Here is a 26,700-nt window from a genome sequence, read left to right as displayed (position 1 = left end):
AACAATGATTGCTCAACTTTATACCGCTTATTTAGGTGAACTTTACGGCATTGTTTTTTTTAAAACCTTTGCTGAAAAGTATAGTGACGATAGCCATAACGACAAATGGCAAACATTAATAAAAGTAGAAGAGCTAACAGCCCAGCAATTAAAAGTCGGGCTTGAAGCACTGGGACATCCTTGCGCTGATTATGATCAAGAGATGGAGCAAAAAGGCTTAGCGGATGCTCAAAAGTGGTTATCACTACCATGGAAAGAGTTAGTCGATACTATGGTGCCGTGGGTTGCTCCCTATCAACAGCGTTACCAACAACAAGCCGATGAAGCGACTAAACACCAAGCCCTCTTTACTCTTGTCGCAGATCATGAGAATGCGATCTATGACTATCTGCTCGCAGAGCAGCGTAATGAAGCTAACAGCCTTGATATATTGACTGCATTTATTAACAAATACGCATAACTCAAATTATGAGCAAGGTTTTACTATTAAACCTTGCTCCATTAACCATCTAATAATTAAAGAAAAATAATTCATCCGCCTTACTTTTACACCTAATTTCTAACAGTTTAATAACTATACTCTTTCATTTCCCTGACAAATGAACACTGTTTTAAATAGAGAATACCCCCAACTTATTCACCCAATGAATAACTCGTTACTGAAACGAAGCCACGGTTTAATTAAGGAATCTGACTTTGAAAAAGAAATTACTATTACTTTCTCTACTTGCTTCAACATCGTTAATCGGCTGTAAAGCACTTCCTATTCCATCAAATGCGAACATGGCGAATCCCGCTGCCACTTACTGTGTGGATCACGGCGGTCAGTTCTTAACGAGAAAAAACATGGATGGTAGTGAAACGGGCTTATGTCGTTTCCACGACGGAAGCCAATGTGATGCATGGGCATTCAAACGTGGTACCTGTAAAGCAGGTGCAGATGCACCCATCGTTTATGGCGCGACGCAATAAATAATCACTCTCATCACTAAAAAATAAACATCGGAAGGTAAAATATGAAAAAGTTACTATTAGTTGTTGGTTTACTACTTTCAAGTTCTGTTTTTGCACACGGTAACCCAGCATCAGATTACTGTGTACACCATGGCGGTCGTGTTGAGCTGCGCACACCTATGGGTGGTAATGGTCAAGTGGGTTACTGTGTATTTAACGACGGTAGCGCATGTGAAGAATTTGCCTTTATGCGTGGTGATTGTAAACCATCAGGTAAAACCCGTGAGCAACGTATGGTTGAGCACTGTATCAACAAAGGTGGTTACGTAACGGGTAATTCTTGTAAGTTCACTAAATGGGGTACCACTTGTGAGCTACACGATTTCTACAACCACAAATGTAGCAAGAAAAAAGGCTACAAAGTTTGGTAATAAGCAAATAAAAAGAGGGAGCACTTCCCCCTAGCTCCCTACTTTTATGATGAACAGCTCAACTACGGTTGGGCTGTTTTTGTTTCTTTCTCTTTGATGGTTTGAGAAGAGCTTGGTATGGCTAATGATGGACTCGACCATTGAGTGCCCCAATCATTGGCATTTAATGGCTCAGATGTCGGCTCATCATCCGCCACTAATTGTTGCGTTTCTTCAACCTCTGTTACTTCGCTCTCTGATAATAAGCTCTCCGTTGGAGGTGTTAATAATGATGCCTCACACAATAGTTCGATATCAGCCAAGGTTGGACGATAACCTTGGCGAGCATAGATATTATCAAGCAGCGCAATGATGGTATGAGGTTGAACTGGTTGCTGTTTTAAAGCCTTATACACTTCTTTCGCTATGTTTTGCACATTGAGAATAGATTCGATGCCAATTAGAGGTGCCGCTTGATCTCTTGCTTGACGAGCTTTTTGATAACCACTGGCATAAGCCATCGAAAACCAAATATAAGCCACCGCAGCATCATTCGCAGTTGCCCCTAAATGCATTTTCCCGACCAAATATTGCGCTTCAGGATGATTATGTTCAGCGGCTCGCTCTAGCCAATATTTCACTTTCTGCGGATCGGCAATGACACCTAGCCCCGTTTGATAACTAAAGGCGGTTTTCATGATGCCTTCGACATCATTTAATTTCGCTGCACGCACTCGCCAGTGAAATGCTTTATATGGCAAATAATGATCGGTATCTTCAACCGCGTACCATTCAGATAGAAACAATAATGCAGGCAAGTGATCAAATTCCGCAGCTTGCAGTATGTTCTCAACACCTAACTCACTGTTCGCCTCTACGCCTTTTCCTTGGATCAATAACAGACCAAAATGAAACAGTGCTTCAGGGGTATTTTGCTTTGCCTCAATCAATGCCTGCCAATAATTAGCTTTTAGTAATGCTTGTTTATCGGTGCTATCACGACGATACAAACGAGCTAAGGCATATTGCGCGATTTCATTACCTTGATCTGCGGCCTTTTCATACCAAGCTATCGCCTCTTTTAAATTGGTGTTCTCATATTCTTTCGCTAACGATAATTGGCTGGGGATATGTCCTGTACTGGCTTTATAGATCTTCTCTTCATGCTCAGCTTGTTTGGCTTTTTCCAATACTTGCTTGTACTTAATATCTTTAGCAACCTGCTGTTGTTTTTCTGTTTGCTGCGTTTTTTGCGTCACAAAATAGCGTGAAATCAACCACCCTAAAATGATAATCGGAATAATAAACAGCCAAATTAGATGAGACATACATCCTCATGCATATGGTGGAATACTATTGATGATTATCGGCTAACAGCCAATAAACTAAAGCATTTGACTGTCAGCATTAGACCTTGATCATTGTTCCGTGACTCGAGCTTTGCGCATTGCATATAGCTAAGCAAGATAAAAGGATATAAAAGCCTGAACTATAGGCTAATTATTGATTTTTACTCGGTAGACTACCAAGCCTGATTCACCACCTAATAAAGAGCCATTGAGCGACCACAAAATATCACCTCGATAACCAATATTATTACTCCCATTTGGGGTCGCGACATTACAGGTAATCGAGGTCGGCAGTAATAATGGATCACAAACAACCACTTGCTGGATCACGGTAAAATCAGGCGTACTATCATGAAGTACCATATCTTCTATTGTTCCAGTTCCGGTATTAGTAAAACGGAGTCGGTATTCAAGAATATCGCCAGGGTTAGCAACATTGCTGATCCCTTCTGGTGTCCCTTGGGTGATATTACGAACTGTTTTAGTGAGTTTTAAGTGTCCACTATCAGTAAATAACACTGAAATGGTGTCGTTATTATTTAGAACCTTAGTCACACCGTGATTTACATTAGCGCTGTCTTCAAACGTCATATCAGCACGAACAAAATAATCGAGCATGGAGTCAACGCTAATTGCGCTGGGTGAGAAGATTTTACTGATCACACAGATCTGCCCATTCGCTCGGCCCTGATACGGATTAGCAATTGGTGTATCATCCGGATCAAGAGTGGCATCACAATTCTTGTCTTCATATAGCATGACATTCCAATCAGGGTTATTCGGTGAGCTTGTTTCATTTTCAAGCGTAATACGAACGATACCTGCGGTATATGTGGTTAAACGGTGAGAAAGAAGTAACGTACTCGCTGTTTTCATCACTTCAGAGTAATTAGGTGAGAAGGTCGGGGCTTTAACTTTACCAAAATTTAAGTTATCAACCTGATCACCAGCTTGAGCGGTGATCGCCATAATATTATCGGTAACATCAGGATTAGTGAGTTGGCTAATACTACTGTCACTTTGCTCACTAATATCAATCCATGGAGATTGAGCCACCACCTTCACCAACAAATTTTTATTGGCGTATTTAACCGGTAGGGTAAATTGATAAGCACCGCTGCCAGCAGAAACCGTTGTCGCAATAATATCGCCAGTGGTAACGCCTGACACACCCGTGTCATTGAAAATCACTTGAACAGTAAAGTTTGCAACCCCCTCTTCACCACTTTCAATCACCCCATTGTGAGCAATACCTGCGATATTTCCGCCGTTATCGTTAAAGATCTTCCCACTTAAAACAATCTGATTAATGATTTCAAATTGATGATCTTCTACCTCACCATCAGAGACATCCGTATTAGCATCTAATGCGCCAATAGCATCAGTGGTGATCCGTAAGCGAACATAACTCATGCCAGAATTGGTTGTTATATCAAGCCCATTCCATGTCAGTAACGCACTACCCTCTAATGTGGTTGAATTATCATTGCATGTCGCTGATGTAAACTCATCGCCATCAAATGTGCCATTACGATCGCTATCTATCCACCCATATACTGTGGCACCTAAATCTGTGCCATCAAAATCATTACACGGCACCGTTAAGCTATACGCAGCCGCATTAGCATTACTGTTAACCAGTATTAACCCCTCAGCTAATGCATCTTCATCATCCGGCGTGATCCCTTCATTATCATCATCTGTGGCATTATTATTGTTATCTATACCGTCAGTAAAACGATCCTCTTCATGATCCGGTGGCACTGCGCCTAAGTAGATATTGACGTTATCTCCTCCGTTTGCCCCTGCCTGTAAACCACCATAACTGCTCGGTGCATCACCATAATCCACTTTGGTTGAACGAAAGACATAGGTACAGTTGTAGTTATTGCCATTAGTCACAGTCAGAGGGTTTGCACATGAAAACGACACCAACTCATAATCTGCAGGTCCAGTCCAAGTAAAACTATAATTACTCGGTGTCATCGCTTTACTGTCACCAGATGTAAAACTAACCGCAATATTGCTGGTATCTGTTGCGATAAGTGAGAAATCAGAAGCTAATGCAGAGCCCGTTTGAACAACAGCATTTAAGGTAATATTGGCTTGAACAAATGAATAAGCACGAAAACGTACCTTGTCTAATGCTGCACCTTGTCGACCATTAAAACCCGCTAAGGCTTGTCCTGCTGGCGCAACAATACGGTTATAGTAAGTCCCCGGATAGTTACGATCTGGACCTATTTTACCTGTAGAAGGTGAAGCTGGTGCTGCTGCAATTTCTAACCGCTTGGAGATTTGATTATAAGTAACTTGCGCGCAGTAGAGTCGAAACCAACCCATTACTGGCCAGTCTGTTGTATCAGCATCGACACCAACAACTGCCTGATTCGCTGGACAAGATCCTGTATATAATGTGCCATTAGGAACGGAGCCACCTCCCCACCCAGTGACACCAACCTCGGTTAATGTTGCGTTATTATTCACGACAGTGATTTGAGAGCAACGACCACGTAGCGCAATACCATCAAGGTTTCCCCCTGTATTTTGATTATAAAAATCAAAGCCAGTCATTAATTGACCTGAAGGACAGAGCTTTTCAGGAAATTCCCCACCACCATTACCACCGATATCAACCAAAGTGCTTTGATAAACCAATCCAACACCTTCTGCAGCGTCTACTGGCTTCATCATTGATAAGAAAGAAAGGAAAAAAACAGTAGCGACTACTCGCATAACGCAACGCATCATAAAAACCACCCTAGCTTTATAATCAATAAGTTAGAACTATCTTCTTTATAGTTATTCTTAATTTGAAAACAGACTTAGCATGGTTGAGTATATTTTATTAACAATATGCACTTATCTCATTAGTGAGATATGTAATGAATCAATAAGACAATTCTCAGAACAATGATCAAGGAAAGGTTGTTCTTAATTAAGATAAAGATCATCGTTTTTAGTATTACTATTTTATTTTAAAGATCCTTTTAAATCTTATAGTTATAAGATATAGCCATTTGAGTACAAAGATCCTTGATCATGCTTCCGATGTGCCAATGAATGATAAGCACCCCATCTTTTCATCGATATCCTAACCACATTGATTTTTAAGTATTTTTTTATCACATTTTTCAATGATCTTGCCTTGATCATCTTTCCAATTGATCTGACAAGTACCGTTAATTAGCCACTCATGATCATCGTTCCGATGTAAAATCAACAAGTTAAGAATCTCGCTCTTTTATTATCAATAAATTCATCATTCGATCGCTTTGATATTCGATAATCAAATATCTTTAACCGATAATAACTGACGCTATTTAACTTCATATCGACCTTAAGGAAAATTAACAACATGGATCAACAAGCGCACATAGCCACATTTATAGAGCAGCATCATCTGCTAACTTTATGTGCTTCTTTTCAGTCAAACTTATGGTGCGCCAATTGTTATTATGCTTTCGATAAACAAACAATGGCGTTATATATTATGACCTCACCTGAAAGTAGACATGGTAAGTTAATGATATGTAATAAATTTATATCAGGAACTATAGCACCAGAGCCTGATGACATTAATGATATCCAAGGAGTTCAATTTTCAGGCGAGGTTAAACTACTTGAAATAGAGGAAGCTAAAAATGCTGAAAATATCTACAATCAGCGTTTTCCAATTGCAAAAAAGATCCCATCAAGTTTATGGAAAATTACGCTAAATGAATTAAAAATGACGGATAATAGGATAAAATTTGGATTTAAGCTTAGTTGGCAAAGATATTAGCTTTGTTTATATTTTAAAAGCATAGATTTCAATTTTACAAGTTTGTCAATAGGTGATTTCCCCCCTATTTTGTTAACAGAAGCTTAGTTATAGTTACTGCCGCTGGTTATTAGGTGTTTTCATCTAAAAAATTAGCATTATCCGAAAGGATTGATCAGAAAAATATAATATGCACCCTCAATTATATTTTCTGATTACCTCTTCTACACGTCGTACAGAATTATGCTCTTTAGAGCCAATTCTTGTTTTGCCGGTCTTTATGACCGGCTTTTTTTTGCTTTTACGTCTAATATATAAGCACCTTGTCACCTATATATTTACAAAATTAATAATCTAATTAGAATATCGGGGTTGGCTGTATTTTTAGGCAATATATGAATTATCAAAATGCTTCCTTTTCACCCCAAATATTCGACCAATTACCCGGTTGTTGGGGATGTAAAGATATAAACTCGACATTTGTTTATGCTAACCCTGAATATGCAAAAATGATTGGTTTCGATAACCATCTGGATTGCATAGGCAAAACAGATCATCAAATGCCAAGTACAACATGCGAGTCGGCCGAACAATATAAAGAACAAGATCTCATGGTTGTCCAAACTGGTAAAACCATTAGAGTGCTAGATATTCATCCTTACCATGACGGTAAGTGGCGAGTTCACCTTTTCACAAAAACACCATGGCGCGATCATAATAATCGTATTATTGGCACTATTTTTTCAGGTATCGAGCTCAAAGATACAGCGGTACTTGAAGTGGGTCATTGGCTTTGTCGAGCAATCGGCCTGGCAAAAGAACAGCAAGATCCAACTCAATTAAAAATTAATGTTAAAAAAGAAGACATCGGATTAAATACACGCGAATCTGAAGTGCTCTTTCTTCTGCTCTATGGTAAAAAACCACAATACATTGCCAAGACGCTCGGAGTAGCGGTAAAAACAATAGAAAATTATGTTTTACGCTTACGTGAAAAGTTTAATGCTAATTCTAAAGGTGAACTTTTGGATTTAGCATTAGAGTTTGGGTATGGCTCTAATATTCCTGAAAGCATGTTAAAAACACAACTTTCTATTGTCTTAAAAGATTAAGCAGCAAATAAAAAGAGCAGACTTTAAATCTGCTCTTTTTATTTTTATGGTGCTAAACGATCAATTTCCCATTGTTCAGTTTTATCATGATATAGAAAACGATCATGTAATCGATGCTCACCACCTTGCCAAAATTCAATTGAATTTACTTTAACTCTAAAACCACCCCAAAATGTCGGTAGTGGCACTTCTCCTGCTAAAAACTTCTGTTTTAATTCAAAGAATTTACCTTCAAGAGCTTGGCGTGCAGTTAAACGCTGGCTTTGTTTACTCGCCCAAGCAGCGATTTGGCTCTCTTTCGGACGAGAAGAGAAATACGTTAGCACTTCACGTTTTGATAAAGGCTCGACAACACCTGTAATATGAACCTGACGCTCAATCATGTGCCATGGAAAATGTAAGCTAATTTTATTATTTTCTTTGAGTTGTTGCGCTTTTCGACTACCTAAATTGGTATAGAAAACAAAACCGTTTTCATCAAAGTGCTTTAATAAAACAATACGTTGAAATGGCTGACCATGCTCATCAACTGTCGCAACTGTCATCGCTGTTGGATCAGGCAATTGAGCATCTACCGCTTGCTTTAACCATGCTTCAAATAGCACAAAAGGATCGGCTGGTAGATCATCACGACGTAAGCCCCCTTTTACATACTCTCTACGGATATCAGCTAATTCCATTTTAATCTCCAGAAGTATAAGTTTTTTATTGCTTAAATCTTAGTCATGCCCTTTTGGAAGCAAACACTATTTTCTTATGAATATAGGGCTTATTTGCAAAAAGAAATAGACTCATCTATCGAATTTCAACAATAAATGACAAAGAGTACAGTGGCATTTAAAGAGATTTGATAAATTAGACTTAACAATAATTATGATTTAGTCAGCATAAGAATCTATTTCTTCTTGCATTTATGTTGGGCTAGTACTCTACCTTGGTGCTCAGACTATGACACTCTTTAAACGACAAATAATAAGTATTACCACACTAATGTGCTCTGTACTTGCACTCTCAGCAGGTTCGCAATTATATACTGGTTATAATGCAGTCAGCGATCAGCATATTTCCAGAACAAGTGAAGATATAAATCGAGCTTTAGATACATTACCCCCAAAATTATCAATACTTGATAATCAAATAATTACTCGCCGTCAAGAAAGTGAACTGGTTGAAGTTTTAAATTATCTTTTTCCAGTACAGCATTACAATCATAGCGCATTATTATTTGCAGATTCGACACCACTGATCCGCATAGATCATGATCGTAGTATCAATAATGTTCCGCAATGGTTTCAATCCTTTTTTACTATCCCAGAACATATTGAAAAACGTACCGTTAATAACAATAACTATGATGTGGGTATTGTTGAAGTCAGTGCTTCACCTCGTTGGGCTTATACAAAATACTGGCAACTCTTTAGTGACACGCTTATTTATCATTTTATTTTAATGCTCGCTGGTGGCGGTCTTATCTATTTGATAAGTAAAAAACATTTTGCTTCATTGCAACGCTTAACCACACGTGCTCAAAACATTGATAATCTTAATCAAGCCCCACTGTCATTACCTGAAGAGTCAGATATCAAAGCCATTGTGCGCGCTTTTAACAAGCTGACTCATCAGTTAGATATGAATTTTAAAAACCAAGCAAATGAAGCGGTTAAACTTCGCGAACAAGCTTATTTAGATCCAATATCTGGATTAGGTAATCGAAGTTTTTTTATTCATCAAATCAGCTCTTGGCTTGATGAATCACATAAAGGTGGTTTAGCACTCATTCAAACAACACTGATCAGTGATTATTATGAACATAAAGGTTATCAAGCCGGTGACAAATTAATTAAACAAATTGCATCACGCTTAAATGATGTGATCACCTACAATGATGCCACAATCTCTCGCCTATCACGTGATGAATTTGCCATTTTGATCCCTAACCTTTCTTCTGAAAAGCTAGCGTTATTGGGCAAGATGGTTTTAAAAATCTTTACTGATGTTGAACGTAATTCAGACATTGATAGCGCAACAACAACCGATATTGGTTTGGTTTATAACGAAGCACGTTTAACCCCTAGTCAGTTACTTACACAACTTGATAATGCACTCACTCAGGCAAAACTCACACCTCATGAATCCATTGCATTAATCAAAGATCCAACCAGCCACGATACTCTAGGTAAACAACAGTGGAAACAACTGCTAGAACAAGCCATTAATGAAGATTTATTCCAATATAAATTTCAGCCTGCAACTCTAGAAAATCGTAGTATCTATCATTATGAAGTCTTTACTGGTATTCAGAAAAATAAAGACTTCTATTCTGCTGGACAATTTCTTGGTGCCATTGAAGATCTTAAAATTGGTAGTTGGTTTGACCGACATGTTATTGTTACCATAATCAACCGCTTAAACGCAGACAGAACCATTGGCCCATTTGCGATTAACGTAACAAATAGCAGTATTACAGATCCCAGTTTTATTCGTTGGTTAGACAAACTATTAGCGAACAATACTCAGGTTGCCTCTCGTTTGTTTTTTGAATTACAGGAAATCAGTTGTATTCGAAATACTGATGCAACCAGCATTTTATGCAGTATGATAAAACGTCACCGTTTTGGTGTGGGTATCGATAATTATGGTCGTCATTTCCAATCTCTTAATTATTTAAAAGAAATCAATCCTGACTACGTTAAAATTGATTACGCTTATACCTATCAGTTAAATGACCAAACAAAATCAGCCGTTCTTTCCTCTATCTGCCGAACTGCACATAGCTTGGACATAAAAGCGATAGCAACTCGTGTAGAAACAGAAACACAGTTAGAACGCTTATCAGATTTATTTGTCAGCGGATATCAAGGATTTATTACAGAGAAATACACTCAACTTGAAAAGGTATAGTATTTACACTGTAAATTAAAAAATAAAACCAGCATGATTGCTGGTTTTTTTATACGTAAAAAACTTACTAATATTAAAACATTCATCATCGACCTGCTCCACCATTCGACTTTACTAAACTGCGTATAACAAGTGAATGAGGACAATTCGAAAAAGCTATACACAATATCGTACAAACCTATCTACTAAGTGTTTTACCATCCCATTAATTATTGAATAGCGTCAACAATAATCACTTCTCCAGATAATCAATGACTATAATCCCAAGCATATGAATCCTTTCCCTCAAACGCTAAACGTAATATCAATTTACACTGTAAACTTACCAGCTCAAATTTAATCGATTCTGTAAAGACTTTTACTCCTCTTAATTTACAGTGTAAATACAGTTAAGCATTTACCCCACAAACAAACCAATATACAAACAACTGCATACAAATAATAAGAGCAAATTTATTAAGCGTTTAAAACCATAGATTGAAAACACCTTCCCTGAGTATTGAGTATTGAGTATTGAGTATTGAGTATTGAGTATTGAGTATTGAGTATTGAGTATTGAGTATTGAGTATTGAGTATTGAGTATTGAGTATTGAGTATTGAGTATTGAGTATTGAGTATTGAGTATTGAGTATTGAGTATTGAGTATTGAGTATTGAGTATTGAGTATTGAGTATTGAGTATTGAGTATTGAGTATTGAGTATTGAGTATTGAGTATTGAGTATTGAGTATTGAGTATTGAGTATTGAGTATTGAGTATTGAGCAGTGAGCAGTGAGCAGTGAGCAGTGAGCAGTGAGCAGTGAGCAGTGAGCAGTGAGCAGTGAGCAGTGAGCAGTGAGCAGTGAGCAGTGAGCAGTGAGCAGTGAGCAGTGAGCAGTGAGCAGTGAGCAGTGAGCAGTGAGCAGTGAGCAGAAATGCTAATGGCAAGATTTACAGTGTAAAGTCATTCATGAATTTACACTGTAAATAAAAAAGTAAACCAATTTACACTGTAAACAGTCTTCTTCTATGGTGATAGTTAAACATTACTATCGCTATCCAATACAAGATAGTGACCTACAAATGTCCGTAATGCCGCTTCAGCCTGCTTTTTACCAGTAAAACTAAACCGACTCACCACATCAGACCAAGATTGTTTTTGTAATACTTTTGCTACAGCCAGCAATAATTCGTCAGAATAACTTTCCTTATTATTCAAAATAAACTTGCTCAACTTCATTTCTAAACTCGCGACGACCGTATCATAACCGAAACTGCCATGAGCAAAACTAGCCAATTGCATCGTAATTAATGACGGAGATAAAGAGTAAGAAACAGAACGTTGGGCACTGTGACGATATAATAAAAGAAACAATAACGGTGATAGTTCTGAAAACTGCTCAACTCGTTGTGCGCTAAATGTCGCAGAGAACAATTGCTTTGCATCATCCAACCACAATGAATGACAACCAGGATTAATGGCTTTGACCATTAACAAAGAATGATGACCACTGGCACTGTCTTTAGTAATACCTAATCGAATCGGTTCAAACTGAGATTGAGTCCAAAACGAAACCAACTCAGGCGTCGAACCAAAACTGGTTCCGATATAATCCATTGCTTGAGCTTTCGCTAATTGCTCTGCGGCCTCAATTAATTGCTTTCCAATCCCTTGTTGTTGCAACGTTGGTAAAACTGCAATACGTAAAATACGATAACAACGTTGCATTGCTGCCGTTTTAAATCCTAAATGAGCGGCAACCGATTGTGCCAGTAAATGCCCTTTGGGACGGCGTTTACCTTGCACAACATCCGTTGCAAGTGCTTCATCAAAACCACCTTCTTTGACCAATAAACAACAGCCAATGATCTCACTACCAACACGAGCAACAATGACTTGCTGACTATCATCATTTAGCAATTGCTGAACATCATTCGGTGATGTTTGATAATGAGCGTTGATCAGTAAACCAACCAGCTGAGACAATAAATCAGGCGTTCGCAACAACTCCGATTTGTCGAGCAAACCGTATTGAGTCTCCCCTTTAGAAAAAACGGACAGCATTGAATGTTCGGCATCAAGCAATAATGCCTTAAATACCCAAGCTTCAAGGGGATCGTTGACAGCCCAACGAATAGGTTGATCAAGGTGCAGCCCACGCCATTGCGGCATTTTCTGATTGAGTGCTTGTTTGAATTTAATTTCAAAACCTCGTCCCGTACCTTCATACCCGTGAATTGTCGTGGCAAAAACAAGACGATTATGGGCATCAAGCAATTGAGATAATGTATCTGCCGCAATAGCTGCCGCTTCATCCACTAAGATAAGATCGAAGTCTCGTGCTGTTTGACAAATCATATCAGCAGCGACAAAAGTCAATTCACTACCCTGGCAAATAATACGATGAGGATGAGAACAATCAGGTGCGACTAGTCGTTGGGTAGCATGTGAAAAGAGAGTCGAAGCACAAGCAAAAGACGGGGCTGTAACGGCAATTTTTATTTTGCGCGATCCCATTAACTCAGCAGCAGCAATACCTAATGCAGAAGATTTTCCTCGGCCTCTATCTGCTGATAACACTAATGGTCGTTTACGATGACCAGTACTGACTTTTAAAATACCCTCAACTGCCAATTCCTGCTGTGTCGTTAAACAATATCTAGGTGCTGTCGATACATAGTCACTTACGGAACGCTCAGCTATCGAAGGGAAAATCAATGGTGGTATTGATATATTTTCAGTTAAGGTGATCACCTCTTCCATCGCAGAAACAGCCGCAATATGTTGAGTAAACGGTAGACATGATTGCATCTCAGACCATGCTGTAGGTAGCAGTAATAACATCACTCCACCACCACGGATCGTGCCGGAAAGCGCACCGAGTACATTGGCATCTATACCATCATGAGCATTAATAATTAAACAATCAGACTCTTGCCCTAACCACTGCTTGGCATTTTTAAAACGGCATGACGGCAAAGCAATTGGTGCTGATTCTCCTGCCCATAATGTGCTTGGATAGTGTTGAGAAAACGCCATAGCGATCTCTGTTGACCAATCTAACGCCCCCTCGACAATCACTAATCGTCGACAATGGCATTGAACAGAATTATCACGTAACTGAGAAATAAAAGGAGGAAGTGAAGACAACATAAAATGATCCAAGCAACACAGATTGGCTGAGATCATAACATGCGAAAGGAAATTACAAGGTAAAAAAAACCACGCTCATTTGCGTGGTTTTTTAAACGGCTTATTTTAAGTAATCATTTAAATAAGCAAGAATGTCGCTAACTTGGCGATCACTCATTTTTTTCAAGCGCAGTTGAAGCTTATCACCATCGCGGGTGTAGCTCACTTTGCCCTTGATCAACTCTTGTGATGATGGCTTCTCTACGACCGCTTTTGGTTGTAATGCATCCCCCATCTCTTCAAGTTTTACCGTTACTTCACGAGTAATACGGCTGATCCCTTGTGCATTAATGGTTTTCCATAATGCCGTTTTATCCGAGCTTAGCTCTTGGATCATGTGCTTTTGCTGCTCAGGCGCTAAACCAAAGAACACACGGTGAAGTTTGACAATTGTTGGGCGGCCTAATTCCCCAACACTAGGGTATGCCATCAACAATTCCATTGGTAAACTTGCCGCTTTTAATGCACCACTCACTAACGCTTCACTACATTGACAGTAACGTGCTAATTCTTTTTGATCAGCCACTTTGCCGCTATCAAGTAAGTGCTGCATCTCTTTACCACGCTCATACAAACTCAGTGGTTTATGGGCGTTAGCAACATCAGAAAGAAACTTAGCATGTTCGCTATTAATGCCTTTCGCCACATAAATAAGAAAATCTTTATGGGCTAAAATACACGACATGCGACGACGACTACCGTCGAGCACTTCAATTCGACCATCGTCTAACCAACGACCTACCGCCGGATACTGCTGTCCGCGATCTTTCAACGTCGATAAAATATCAGCCAGTGCATGCTCGTTTAAAAATGCCTGCTCACGCGCATTTTCTGCAAAAACGATCGTCTTCGTACTAACATCATCAGCATTAATTTTTACTAATTCAAACGCGACTGTTTCTTCACCCGCAACCGCTAATTCAATCACAGCTGCTTTATCACGTGCTGCTGTTTGCGCTTCTGTAACGTTGGTTGCTCGACGTTTGTCAGCTTTACCAAACAGACGAGCATTAAGATCAGTCGTTTTAATTGCCATCTGTTATTACTCCTCGTTAAGATTTGCCCAATGGCTATGCATCACACGCTCAAGCTCTAGACCGACACGTTGAATAGCTTCTTGAGCGGTTGAAAGGGTCTTTTTACCCCCTTCAAACTCAGCTGCCGTTAGATCAAATACTGTGCTGTAAGTATCAGCACAAGTCTCAAATGCACGACTTCTTGGTACTGTTGCCATCATCACTTGATCACGTAATAAATAGTTCATTTCTGTTAACACAGAAACTTGCTTTTTATTATCGTCTTCAAACATAGTTGGCATTAAACGAATAAATTCTAACCCGTGCCACTCTTCCGGGAACATTTCATAAACCGTAGGTAAATGCTGGAAAAAGTTAACAGTAGAAGCCCAGTCAAGACGCTTAGCCGCACATGGAATGATCAGTGCGTTCGATGCATACATTGCATTCCACACTAATGGATCGATGTGAGGACCTGTATCAATCATGATGATGTCAAATTCATCAGCAATAGGATCAATCACTTTTTCTTTTAGTAATCGAACGATATCAAGGTCTTGATTTACAGCTAGATCCTGCCATGCATCAGCGTTAAACATCGCATCTTCTGGGAAAGCAGCAATGGTTTTTAAGTTAGGATATTGGGTTGGCATCACCACATTATCCATCACAAAGTTTTTATCCATCTGCACGCCTTCAGGCACGTTATCCAGCATCACGTCTACGGCTGAGTAAATAGTTTCTTGTTTACCCACACTAATCAAAGGGTTCAAAAACAAGCGTAATGAGCCCTGTGGATCAAGATCGATAAGACAAATACGGTAACGCTTATCTAAATCTAATGCTAAACACGCCGCAAGATGAACCGCAGTCATCGACTTACCCGTACCACCTTTTTGGTTCTGCACATTCACAACCCAAGGTTTACGCCCTGCACCTTCACGCTCATAGAAAGCCGGTTTTTTAGCCGCTTGCATTAATTTATGCGCTTCTTCTAAGGTAATAGAGTAGTGGTTTGCATTGTTCTTGGTAAATTGATGGCCATCTGCTTCCATACGAGAAATCGCATCATCTAATTTACGACGGGTTAAACCTGAACGTGTTTCCATCAATGCTTTAGACATCGGTGGGAATAATTCCTCACGACGCTCTTCTAAAACAATCTCAATTCGGTCCGCTTGTACTTGTTTTGTTTGCTCAGCAATATTGAGCAAATTTTGGATCGTCTGTTCCCTATTCATTATCACTCTTCGCCATGATGATTGACTGGTTAACATTGTACAGCAAATACAAATTACAACAATAAAAAGCTGAACATTCAGTGTGATGTCAATCTCAAGTCAAAAAGCGAAAAAAATATAAAAAGCACAATATTTAGAGGAAATAATGCAGATAGGTTGTCATTTTTTAATGATTAATGACCTTTAAATCACGACAGATTTAAAGTGTTACAGCGTCACTTCTTTACAATGTAAATTGGAATTAGCCAGAAGAATGAGAAATATTGGCTAATTTACGGAGCATGTATTTTCAATTTCAACACCTCTGAAAAATGGATAAAAACACAGCATAATTAAAGATATGATGAAATTGCTTAATTTCATAGCCATTTCAACACTAAAACCAAATCTCTAGCTGAAATCAGTCGATTTTAAGGAGATAGAAGCGCACCAAAACAAATTTGATCATTAACACACTTGATCATTGTTCCGTCGAAATTGTCTTGATCATGAAACGATGATCAAGATAATTGCATCGCATCAGCTCACTGCATTTACAGGGTCAAAAGATCGAGGGGGCTTGGAAAAATGATCAAGATAAATAAGTAAATTTCAGTCCAATCGAATGAAAATACGGAAGCATGATAAATAGGAGATAATTTACGGAGAATGTAGATTCAATAAGGGTTTAACTGACAAAATTCATCATTAGAATAGGCATATTTATTATTCAACAACAAAAATAACGGTAAATTGAAATACACCAACACCGACTTGATCATTTTTCCGTAATAATAGGCCCAGAACTCAATGTAATATGACCGTATCAATAAGTGTATTTTCAATTCAATGCCAACAAAGCCGAATCACAACAAAGAATGATATCGGTTATAAAACCAGCAACCATCATAAATCAGCACTACAAATACAAACACTTGATCATCTTTCCAGACCAAATAAGCCTCATTTGACCACTTACTACGATAAAATTGAGCTTCAAAAAACGAACCCTGTGGATAACTCTGTACATAACCATTGAAAGAATCATGATCATGCTTTCAAACTTGTGATGATCATCGTTTCACATTCATGATGATCATCTTTCCAATGCTATGATGATCATGTTTTCAGGCTTGTTATGATCACGTTTCCGATAATGCGTTGATCATTGTTCCATAACTGTGTTTTACAATCATTTTTTAAAACAATAAGTTAAAGACCGTTTTCAAATCAGATCATAAGATCACTTAATCAATAAGATCAGAAATAAACATAAAGATCAGTATTAAAAATCTTTAAACAAAAAACTTTATTTCTTGATCTTTTTCTATTAATCTTTGCGGAAAGATGATGGATCTACGGTCAATGACAGATGAAACCACCCCGTAATAGTGACAATACCCCCGTTGAAAAGATATTGATCGAAGCACCACGATCACACAAAGATGGCCATTTATTTGCGATCCCAGCAAGCTTGGTTGACTGGCTTCCTCAGTATCAACACTTTAAAGGTGTCACTAAAAGTATTATTGAATTACTCAATATTATTTCGTTACGTGGACTATCAAGCCAAGATGGTTTGGTTTCAACAACTGAACTTGTTGAAGCGACAGAAGGGCAATTAACCCGTGCTGCGATCCAACAACGCTTACGTGCTGCGGTAAATGTTGGTTTATTTAATCAACAGCCAGTGAGATTTGAAGAAGGATTAGCTGGTAAAACCATGCTACACCATTTCATCAATCCAGCATTGCTGATCTCTCAACTCGGCACAGGCAGTTTGCAATCAGATCAGTTCAAAGAGAAAGAAAAACAAAAACGTTCAAAAGCTTTAGCGCAAAATCACGTTAATCGTCGTTTATTGACTGAGCATGGCTTAGGTACACCACCGACGATGCCTGATGAAGCGGATCAAATTGTAGTTTCACCGACCAGTTGGGCAGGGATCATTGATCAAGCATTAGCTCCGCCACGAACCAAAAAAAGTTATCAAAAATCAATGGTCGCGATCAGTGGTACCAAAGCTATCATCGAAACACGATCATCTAAGTCGATCATGACTGTTGACGATCTGATGACACTTTTCGCCTTATTCACGCTGACGGTGCAATATCACGATCACCATATTGCGGATTATGAGATCCAAGCGCGCTCAATGGTGAATAAAACCCCTGTTTATATCACTGATATTTTGGCGTTACGTGGCAAGAAAGACAGCGGTCCTGCACGTGATTCAATTCGTGAAAGTATTGATCGTATTGAATTTACTGACTTTCAGTTACACGAATTAACGGGGCGTTGGTTAAGTGAAAATATGCCGGAAGGATTTAAAAGTGATCGTTTCCGTTTTATTGCTCGTACGATCACAGCCTCTGAAGAAGCGCCACAAGAAGGGGAAGATGGTGAGATCAGGATCAAGCCGAACCTGTATATTTTAGTATGGGAACCCTCGTTTTTTGATGAGCTGCTAACGCGCGATTATTTTTTCCTATTTCCGCCAGAGATCTTACGTCAGCATACATTGGTGTTCCAATTGTATACATTTTTCCGTAGTCGTATGTCTCGTCGGGTCAATGACTCGATGCTGTTAAGTGAGTTAAATCAAAAGCTTGCCAGGAATATTGAATGGCGTCGTTTTTCTTCTGATTTGATCCGAGAACTGAAGAAATTAGCTGAAGGAAAGGTCACAGACAGCATCTTTGCGGTTAATTTATGGGGATATCATCTTACGATCAGTGCCGAGGATCTAGACAAACGCTATACCGATTATCGTATTGATATTAAGTGTGACGCTGATGAAGTGATCCGTTTCTCTCGTGCAAAAACTTACAATGAAGGTAAACGCACCATGGCACCAACCATGCCAAACCCGTTGCGTAATGAGATTTTACCTAAGCAAGAGTTAGAGCAACTGTCAGCTATCATTGATGGTGAGTTTGAGCCGATCCAGCGAAAGCCAGCACGACCAAAAGGGCGTTTAGGACGTCGTATTAAGCTGCGAAAGCACTTGGTAGAAATCAATGCTGATGAATTAACGATAATCTTATCTAAATATACCTCTCCAGAGGCGCTACAACGCAGTATAACAGCCTTATCGGCGATGACTGGACATTCTTCATCTGCAATTACAGAAGAGTGTCAGGGGTATTTAGAGAAGCTTGATTGGCTTTATGTTGCTGGCGAGAAAGTCAGTTACGAAACGCTTAGTAAAACGGTCGAGCTCTACAACAGTCGTCAAGATGAACGTCATTTATCGATTGAGCGTTTAATTTCGGGACTCGCTGTGCGGCGTAAAGTGTGTCAGTTAGTCCATGAAGGCCATATTAATGAGCAGGTACTAAAAGCTCTCGACGATGTCGCCAAAGGCATTTAACTTTATATAAACTTTCAAAAAAGAGCGTAGAAATAACGCTCTTTTTTTCATTTATTTAACGGAACAAGTCGAAGTTAGTGTATCTTATCTAGGGTACTAATAACTTTTGTGAATGTTTTCTTTATACGTTGTTTACGTGTGTAAAACATCACACTGGCGAAGGATTGATAGTGGGAAGATGGGTGTGTTGAAGCATAAATTAATTAAAACGCTATTTTGTTTTACGTTAACTGTTCAGTCGTTAAGTGTTTATGCTGATAATGCCGATCGTCCTCATGTCGATCGTCAACGTATTGGTTTAGTTTTAAGTGGCGGTGGAGCCAAAGGCGCCGCACATATTGGTGTGCTGGAGGTGCTTGAGAAAAACCGTATTCCTGTTGATATTGTCACAGGTACCAGTATGGGGGCTTATGTTGGCGGTATGTATGCAATGGGCTTAACGGCCAAAGAAGTTAAGCGTCGTACGTTCAATGTGGAATGGCAAGATGGTTATCTCGATCGTGCTGAACGAAATGATCTTACGTTACGTCGTAAACAGCAAAGTGATACATATCAATTACATACCGATATTGGTCTTGATCTCAACGGAGAGTTTAAATCAAGACCTGGTGCTTTTCAGGGCCAAGGTTTTGCCAAAATCTTACGTGAAGTCACTGATAATTTACCGTCACTCACTTCTTTCGATCAACTTGCGATCCCTTATCGTAGCGTTGCAACAGATATCGCCTCAGTAACGCCAGTCATTCTAAGCTCCGGTCATTTAGCGACAGCGATGCAAGCGTCGATGACTGTTCCTGGCGCATTAAAACCCGTTCATCTTGACGGCAAGTTATTGGTCGACGGTGGTGTCGTCAACAACATGCCAGTCAATGTTGCACAAGCGCTTGGTGCTGATGTCATTATTGCTGTCGATTTACGCGATAATTTAATGCCAAGTAAAGAGCTTAATAGTGCGTTGAATATTGTCGCTCAGCTTACAACGTTCATGACCAATGCCAGTGCGGATGCTCAAAAAGCATTGATGGATCAGCGTGATGTTTATCTTCAGCCGGATGTCACCTTCATGACGGCAGCTGATTTTGATCAAATGAAAAAAGCGTATCTGGCAGGGAAAAAAATAGCGGAATTGGCCTTACCTAAATTACGTCGTTATCAATTGTCAGAGCAAGACTATCAAGCTTATACCAAAGAAAAACAAAGTCGTCGCAGTCAATTATCTTCTGCTACGGCTTATTATATCGATGATATAAAAATCAAAAATAATACGCGCTTACCTGATAGAACCTTATTGGCACAATTAAAGCTTAAAACGGGACGCGTGATCTCTAATGAAGAATTAGAGCAAGGAGTGAAGCGACTACAAAGTGAAGATATTTATGGTCGTATTACCTATCAAATAGAGCAAGAAGATGGCAAAAATGTTCTGCATATGGACATTAATGAGAAATCATGGGGGCCGGGCTATCTGAACTTCACTCTTGCCTTTGAAGATGATTTCGTTAATCGTTCTAATTTCTCTTTTGGGGCACAGTATATTTATACCGATCTAACGGATAAAGGCGGTGAGTGGTTAACTGAGTTTACCTTGGGCAGTTGGAAAAACCTTAATACTGCGTTTTATTTCCCATTAGATTATGAGCAGAAATACTTTACCGCATTTGGTGGTGGGATCAGTAATGAAGTGCGTAAATTCTCTCGCTTTACTTTTGATAACCAAGATAAAGGGCCTGCAGAGCTTTTCAATATTGAAGCGGAATATAGCCATGTTGAAGGATTTGCAGAGCTGGGTTGGAATTTAAAATCGTCTGCTGAAGTGAAACTTGGCTATAGTGTTCAAAAAGGTAAAATTTCCGTTCAAGCTGCTGATACGCAAGAAAACTATTTCTTACATGGCCCTTATATGAACATGACGTACGATGATTTAGACAATTTCTTCTTCCCATCATCGGGTCTATATGCCAATGCAAAAGTAGGATATAACCATACTCGTAGTGAATTCCATAACCGTGGCAAAGTGGATGGCGAAACTGTCTTTTATGATCTGTCGTTCAAAAAACCGTTGAGCTATGAACGCCATACCGTTGCGTTGACAGCTAAAGTAGCTGGATCAGATTCTGATGAAATGTTACCGATTTATGCACAAGCGTTAGGGGGCTTGTTTAATCTGTCCGGTTATCACCGCTATGAATTAAATGGTCGTTACAGCGCATTTACTAGCATGGTATATCGCTATCGCTTATTAGATAACAATTTTGGTGCATTTAAACTGCCTGTCTATGTTGGTGGTTCATTAGAGCACGGCGGAGTGTGGGATAAATCCTCTGAAGTGTCTTGGGATAGTGCTGTCACTGCGGGTAGCGTCTATGTTGCGGTGGATTCTATTTTAGGGCCTGTATACCTCAGTTACGGTTTAGCGGAAGGTGGACAGAACTCATTTTACTTATCGCTGGGTGGGCGTTGGTAATAGAAATTAAGTAAAAAGCGAAACATTGGTTCCGTTTTTTTAATACATTCTGGTGATGTTATCGATATTTGCATTTCCATGACAAATATATCTGAGGTTATGACAAAATCATTTGCGATATAACCTTTGTCTTTTCGTACAGGTTATTAATAGTTTCAGTAAGGATATTGAATATTAATAACATTCTGTGTCGAATAACTTTTTAGCGAGCTTTATGCTCGCTTTTTTTTATCTAAAAAAGTTTTATTTATTTTGGTTTTTTATTTGATTAAGAATAAATAATTAGGACTTATTTGATAAGAATATTATTTCTTTTAAACAAGACAAATAAATAAATCACCGTTTCTATACTCACAAAGTCAATTTATATCCCTATCAATTGAATAATAATATATTGAGTATATAGAGGCGAACCATGAAAATAATTCGGATATTTATCTGGTTAGCAATGTTAATCAGCATTGTTAGCTGTGGAGGTGGCGGTGGTGGAGAACCACAAACAACGGAGCCGCCGAGTGATGCCGTCACCGTTGATTTTACGCCTGAGTTTAGTGCATTTCGAATGGCGATACCGGTGGCAAACAGTGGCAACGTTGGTAAAAATACCGCGACGCCTATTTTGCTTGAAGGTATTTTACAAGCCACCAATACTGCAACCAATACGACAGAACAGTTTGATTGGAAAGCGTCTTTAGATCTTAATACCTTTACAGTGAGCTCAGAAACTACGATTGGTTTAGAGCCTGGCAATTATGATCTAGTGCTAGATATTGTTCATGATGGTCAGAAATACCATGGTGAAGCTAACGTTGATATTGTCGATGGTAACTCACCTGTTGCGATGAACTTGCACCCTGTGCTTGGTAAGGTGGACACCGATGTTTCCGTCAATCCTGAAATGGCTAAACTGTATTTTAGAGTCGATCCTAATGAACTGAACTTATTAGGCTTAGGTTCACCAGTAGTAGGGATAGGGCTCGATAATAATCAAGAGATGAAGTTCTTGATTAATAAAAACACCTCTCAGTCAGATCTGTTTTTTAATATTCAGTATGGTAGCTATTTAGTTAATATTAATTTTTATGATGATACTGAAAAAGTGGGGCATTTAGAGATCCCAAATCAGACTTTGAATATTGATCAAAATACGGCTGAAGTGAATTATGATGTTGTGCCATTAATGGGTGTGACAGTTATTTCATTTAATGAGCAGGGAGATAGCACTGAAATAATGGTGAAAATTCCAAGCTCCATTATTACTCATGTGAGTCAATTAGCCGATCTGCAAACAGAAATTAAACTGTTAGATCCCGATAATATGATCTTGTTTGATGGCATGATCACCTTTACACCTGTTACTGATGATCCTGATAGCTATGTTGGGGTTGTGCCAGTGAATTTAAATTTTCAGCAGTCACAAACGCATGGTTTATTTATGACATTGAAATTCTTTGATGTTGTTGATAATCCAAATATCGCGTTTGCAACTTGTACATCAGAGAGTTTCCATTTAGAGCACAATGATAAAATGGTTGGCTGTCAGGTGACTTTTAATGATACGACAGTCGATATTGTTACGGCATTAAATGCGTACTTTGTAGTGAATGTTTACGATGTTAATGGTAACCCTGTCAAAGATGCGCAAGTCTTCCTTGATAATGCAACGACCCCAGTAGGGGTAACGGGCTCTGATCCATTTACAACCGATGGTGCTGTCGTCTTTAGTGCATCGGTCGGTGATCATGATATTACCGCGAAAGCGATTGGTTATATTGCCCAAAAAGCGGTAACAGCCAATCCTTTGAGTATTAATAATGTTGATCTCTATTTAATGACACAGGAGTCACCACCAGCAGATACGGTGGAGCCATTTAACTATGATACACGTGTTACGATGACTCAAAATGTGCTTGTTGAGCCAACGACACAACAAATTACCCTTGCCAATGACATGATGGTAAGGATCCCACCGGTTAAGATTGATTTTGAGAAAAATACAGGTGTTGCTCGGGTTATTTATAACCAAACGGGCTATCTAACCGATGCCGATCCAAGTCAGTCCATTGAACAGGTTGTGATGGATTATCTTAATGCAAATAAAGAGTTATTAAATCTATCATCGACTGATATTGCCAACGTTGAACAGCAAGTATATGAAACGGCGGCAACTGGAGCGACACGTTTTTATCTTCAACAAAAACTGCATGGACGCGATGTATTTAATGCTTTACTACAGGTTAATGTGAACCGTGATGGACGCATTTTAAGTGTGAATAATACCTTCTCGCCAAATGTTGATCTGGTGGTGGTTGATAAACATCCTCCAACAGTCACCGTTGCTCAAGCGGTGATCAGCGCAGCAGAGCGAGTTGGGATAAAAGTGCGTCATCAGCCTGTGGTTGAAAGTGAAAATCTGGCTGACGATGAACAACCGACGGTGATTGATGCTGCTAGTGCATCCAGCGAAAAAGTGGAAGCTAAGTTGGTTTATGTACCAGTGAAAAATGATGAACTGCGTTTAGCGTGGTCATTTGTGCTGTTTACGCATGATCAACGTCACGTTTACCAAATGCTGGTGGATGCGAACAGCGGTGCATTGCTTGCGTATTTTGATCAAGTTGATGAAGACAGCTACGAGGTGTTCCCATACCCGGTTGAGTCACCAAACCATGCTGCACCGATCAATACACGCCAAGTGGAAAACAATCCGGCTGCAAGCCCTGGTTCACCATGGGGCTGGCATGATCTCAATGCTACATTAGGCGCTGAGCATACCATTATGCGTGGTAACAATGTTCATGCGTATAACGATTCAGATAATTCTGGCTCACCAACGGGATTAGAACCCGATTGTATGGCTGGGCTTAACTGTTTATTCCCACTGGATTTTGCACTGCCACCAGCTGATAGCAGTGAAGCGGCAACCGCAAATTTATTCCATTGGAATAATATTATTCATGATATTACTTATCTTTATGGTTTCGATCAGGCATCGGGCAACTTCCAAGTTAACCAATATGGTGCACCGGGTTTAGGTGGCGATGATGTGCGAGCAGAAGCGCAAGATGGTGGTGGGATGAATAATGCCAACTTCTGGACGCCTGCTGATGGTACTCGTCCGCGTATGCAGATGTACCTTTGGTCGTACACCACACCTCAACGCGATGGTGATTTTGATAACGCCATTATTGTCCATGAGTATGCTCACGGTATTTCTAATCGTTTAGTCGGTGGTCCCGCAAACATTAATTGCTTAAGTAATTATCAACGCCCATCAGAGGGGATCAGTGATCTGTATGCGCTCATGATGACCCAACCTGCGGGTATGGCTGGCACTGATCCTCGTGGTATCGGGACTTACGTATTAGGGCAACCGATCACAGGTGCGGGTATTCGTCCACAACAATACAGTACCGATCCTGCTATAAACACGTATACCTACGAGAGCATTGCGTCCGGGATGTCAGTGCCACACGGTATTGGTTCGGTCTGGACTCAAGCGGTTTGGGAAGTGTATTGGGCGCTAGTAACAAAACATGGTTTTGATGCCGATCTTTACAACTACACTGGTGGTAAAGGTAATCAACGTGCGATGTTGTATGTGACGGAAGGGCTCAAAAACACTATTTGTTCGCCAAGCTTTATTGATGCCCGTGACGGTATTATCCAAGCCGCGATTGACAATTACTCTGGTGAAGATGTGTGTTTGATCTGGGAAACATTTGCTGACTTTGGTTTGGGGACAGATGCAATATCACCAAGCAATAATAGCCTAAATGTGACCAATGGATTCGGTATTCCAAATTCGTGTGATGATACTGCTGATGTATGGGTTGAAGATACCCATTATGATTACTTTGGTACAGCACCAGATACAGGAAATGAGCCTGATGCCAATATGGTTGGTAAATCCATGTGGCGCAGTAAAGCAATTTGGAATCGCGTCATCGTTGGCAGTCCTGGCCCACATCAGAATCCTGAATTTGGTCAGAAAAATGAAATTTACGTCAATGTGAAAAATCGCGGTGCAGCTACGGCATTTAATACTACGGTTGAAGTGTATTGGGCACATGCATCTACAGGGTTAACTTGGCCAGCTGATTGGACGCTTGCGGGTACAGATACGGTAGCGAGTCTTGCTGTCGGGGCTGATGCTTTTGCAACCGTGGCTTGGGAGCCGCCATCAACAGGACATTACTGTTTAGTGGCGCGTTTGGTGAATCCACAAGATCCGATGACCAACCCTGAAACTACCGATATTAACTATAACACCCGTTATAACAATAATATCGCATGGCGAAACATGAATGTTGTTGATCTCCTACTTAACTATCAAATTGATGTTTCTGTGATCGCAAGAGGTAGTGTTGATCTAAGTAATAAGATCACCCTACAAATAGGGACTCAAGCGCAGCAGAAATATCTTGCTGATGGTGGGCAGATCTTGATTAATCTTGTTGAGTTTACAGGGCAAGATCAATGGGAACACATAACTCAAATCCCATATGTGATCCGTGATTTGTATGCATCATCAAACGCAGGTTCAAATATTAATGAAGGTAATGTGAAACTTCGCTTTATCGCTGATCCTATGCCGATCACAGATAGAGAAAGTGCACTTTACCACATTGATGTGATGCAGCTTGAAAGCTCGACGGGAACCCAAGATGAAGTGGGCGGTGTCTCCTATGAAATTATCACTCGTACTTATTTAACGGATTCAGATAACGATCAGAAACCTGATTTTGAAGACGAGGATGATGATAATGATCAAGTGCCAGATCTGCAGGATGCGTTCCCATTAGATCCAAATCGTTCTTAACGACAACAAAGACCAAATCAAAGCCTCGCTTCATAGCGAGGCTTTTTTGTCGAACGCTGGTGGCTGTCGGTTTAACATCTTAAAAACAGCTGTATCAAAACATGTTGAAACCATGCAAGGCAGTAATGAAGTGTAACAGGGAA

At 39.6% G+C, this 26,700-nt stretch carries 15 protein-coding genes; 9 read left to right on the top strand and 6 right to left on the bottom strand.

What is annotated here, in order from left to right; all coding sequences use genetic code 11:
* Positions 1 to 4 precede the first annotated feature (4 nt).
* From Q7657_RS01215 to Q7657_RS01205, 3 genes are all read left to right on the top strand, one after another.
* The gene (locus Q7657_RS01215) at positions 5 to 460 is read left to right on the top strand and encodes a hypothetical protein (protein ID WP_053987788.1); all 456 of its coding nucleotides are present in this window, start codon (positions 5 to 7) and stop codon (positions 458 to 460) included.
* Positions 461 to 696: 236 nt separating this feature from the next.
* Entirely contained in the window at positions 697 to 972 is a 276-nt protein-coding gene (locus Q7657_RS01210) for a putative hemolysin (protein ID WP_053987787.1), read from the top strand.
* Between the two features lie 44 nt (positions 973 to 1,016).
* Positions 1,017 to 1,385: a DUF333 domain-containing protein gene (locus Q7657_RS01205; RefSeq protein ID WP_053987786.1), complete on the top strand. Its 369-nt coding sequence runs from the start codon at positions 1,017 to 1,019 to the stop codon at positions 1,383 to 1,385.
* A 62-nt stretch (positions 1,386 to 1,447) separates the two neighbouring features.
* On the opposite strand, the gene Q7657_RS01200 is transcribed toward Q7657_RS01205, so the two are convergent.
* A complete protein-coding gene (locus tag Q7657_RS01200) occupies positions 1,448 to 2,692 on the bottom strand; it encodes a tetratricopeptide repeat protein (RefSeq protein WP_258178293.1) in 1,245 nt (414 codons plus the stop codon).
* Positions 2,693 to 2,860: 168 nt separating this feature from the next.
* Complete coding sequence (locus tag Q7657_RS01195; RefSeq protein ID WP_107167190.1) at positions 2,861 to 5,464, bottom strand: GEVED domain-containing protein; 2,604 nt, start codon at positions 5,462 to 5,464, stop codon at positions 2,861 to 2,863.
* Between the two features lie 607 nt (positions 5,465 to 6,071).
* On the opposite strand from Q7657_RS01195, the gene Q7657_RS01190 reads away from it, so the two are divergent.
* Together Q7657_RS01190 and Q7657_RS01185 are read left to right on the top strand one after the other, a co-directional pair.
* On the top strand, positions 6,072 to 6,497 hold the full coding sequence (locus Q7657_RS01190; protein ID WP_107167191.1) for a YhbP family protein: 426 nt from the start codon (positions 6,072 to 6,074) through the stop codon (positions 6,495 to 6,497).
* A gap of 374 nt (positions 6,498 to 6,871) precedes the next feature.
* Positions 6,872 to 7,588: a helix-turn-helix transcriptional regulator gene (locus tag Q7657_RS01185; protein ID WP_053987783.1), complete on the top strand. Its 717-nt coding sequence runs from the start codon at positions 6,872 to 6,874 to the stop codon at positions 7,586 to 7,588.
* Between the two features lie 44 nt (positions 7,589 to 7,632).
* On the opposite strand, the gene pdxH is transcribed toward Q7657_RS01185, so the two are convergent.
* The gene (gene pdxH, locus Q7657_RS01180) at positions 7,633 to 8,268 is read right to left on the bottom strand and encodes a pyridoxamine 5'-phosphate oxidase (RefSeq protein WP_053987782.1); all 636 of its coding nucleotides are present in this window, start codon (positions 8,266 to 8,268) and stop codon (positions 7,633 to 7,635) included.
* Between the two features lie 268 nt (positions 8,269 to 8,536).
* On the opposite strand from pdxH, the gene Q7657_RS01175 reads away from it, so the two are divergent.
* A complete protein-coding gene (locus Q7657_RS01175) occupies positions 8,537 to 10,489 on the top strand; it encodes an EAL domain-containing protein (RefSeq protein WP_258178294.1) in 1,953 nt (650 codons plus the stop codon).
* Between the two features lie 1,019 nt (positions 10,490 to 11,508).
* On the opposite strand, the gene Q7657_RS01170 is transcribed toward Q7657_RS01175, so the two are convergent.
* From Q7657_RS01170 to Q7657_RS01160, 3 genes are all read right to left on the bottom strand, one after another.
* Complete coding sequence (locus tag Q7657_RS01170; RefSeq protein WP_107167484.1) at positions 11,509 to 13,623, bottom strand: tRNA(Met) cytidine acetyltransferase TmcA; 2,115 nt, start codon at positions 13,621 to 13,623, stop codon at positions 11,509 to 11,511.
* Positions 13,624 to 13,723: 100 nt separating this feature from the next.
* Complete coding sequence (locus Q7657_RS01165; RefSeq protein WP_107167485.1) at positions 13,724 to 14,698, bottom strand: ParB/RepB/Spo0J family partition protein; 975 nt, start codon at positions 14,696 to 14,698, stop codon at positions 13,724 to 13,726.
* Between the two features lie 6 nt (positions 14,699 to 14,704).
* Complete coding sequence (locus Q7657_RS01160; RefSeq protein WP_053986397.1) at positions 14,705 to 15,919, bottom strand: AAA family ATPase; 1,215 nt, start codon at positions 15,917 to 15,919, stop codon at positions 14,705 to 14,707.
* A gap of 1,351 nt (positions 15,920 to 17,270) precedes the next feature.
* On the opposite strand from Q7657_RS01160, the gene Q7657_RS01155 reads away from it, so the two are divergent.
* From Q7657_RS01155 to Q7657_RS01145, 3 genes are all read left to right on the top strand, one after another.
* Entirely contained in the window at positions 17,271 to 19,271 is a 2,001-nt protein-coding gene (locus tag Q7657_RS01155; protein WP_053986398.1) for a replication initiator protein RctB domain-containing protein, read from the top strand.
* Positions 19,272 to 19,449: 178 nt separating this feature from the next.
* On the top strand, positions 19,450 to 21,735 hold the full coding sequence (locus Q7657_RS01150; RefSeq protein ID WP_107167486.1) for a patatin-like phospholipase family protein: 2,286 nt from the start codon (positions 19,450 to 19,452) through the stop codon (positions 21,733 to 21,735).
* A gap of 415 nt (positions 21,736 to 22,150) precedes the next feature.
* A complete protein-coding gene (locus tag Q7657_RS01145) occupies positions 22,151 to 26,557 on the top strand; it encodes a M36 family metallopeptidase (RefSeq protein ID WP_107167487.1) in 4,407 nt (1,468 codons plus the stop codon).
* The last annotated feature ends 143 nt before the right edge of the window (positions 26,558 to 26,700 follow it).

Origin of the sequence: Candidatus Photobacterium acropomis (assembly GCF_030685555.1) — a bacterium.
GTDB classification, from domain to species: domain Bacteria; phylum Pseudomonadota; class Gammaproteobacteria; order Enterobacterales; family Vibrionaceae; genus Photobacterium; species Photobacterium lucens.
The sequence above is the reverse complement of the archived record's forward strand: the minus strand, read 5'-3'. Positions and strand labels throughout refer to the sequence as shown.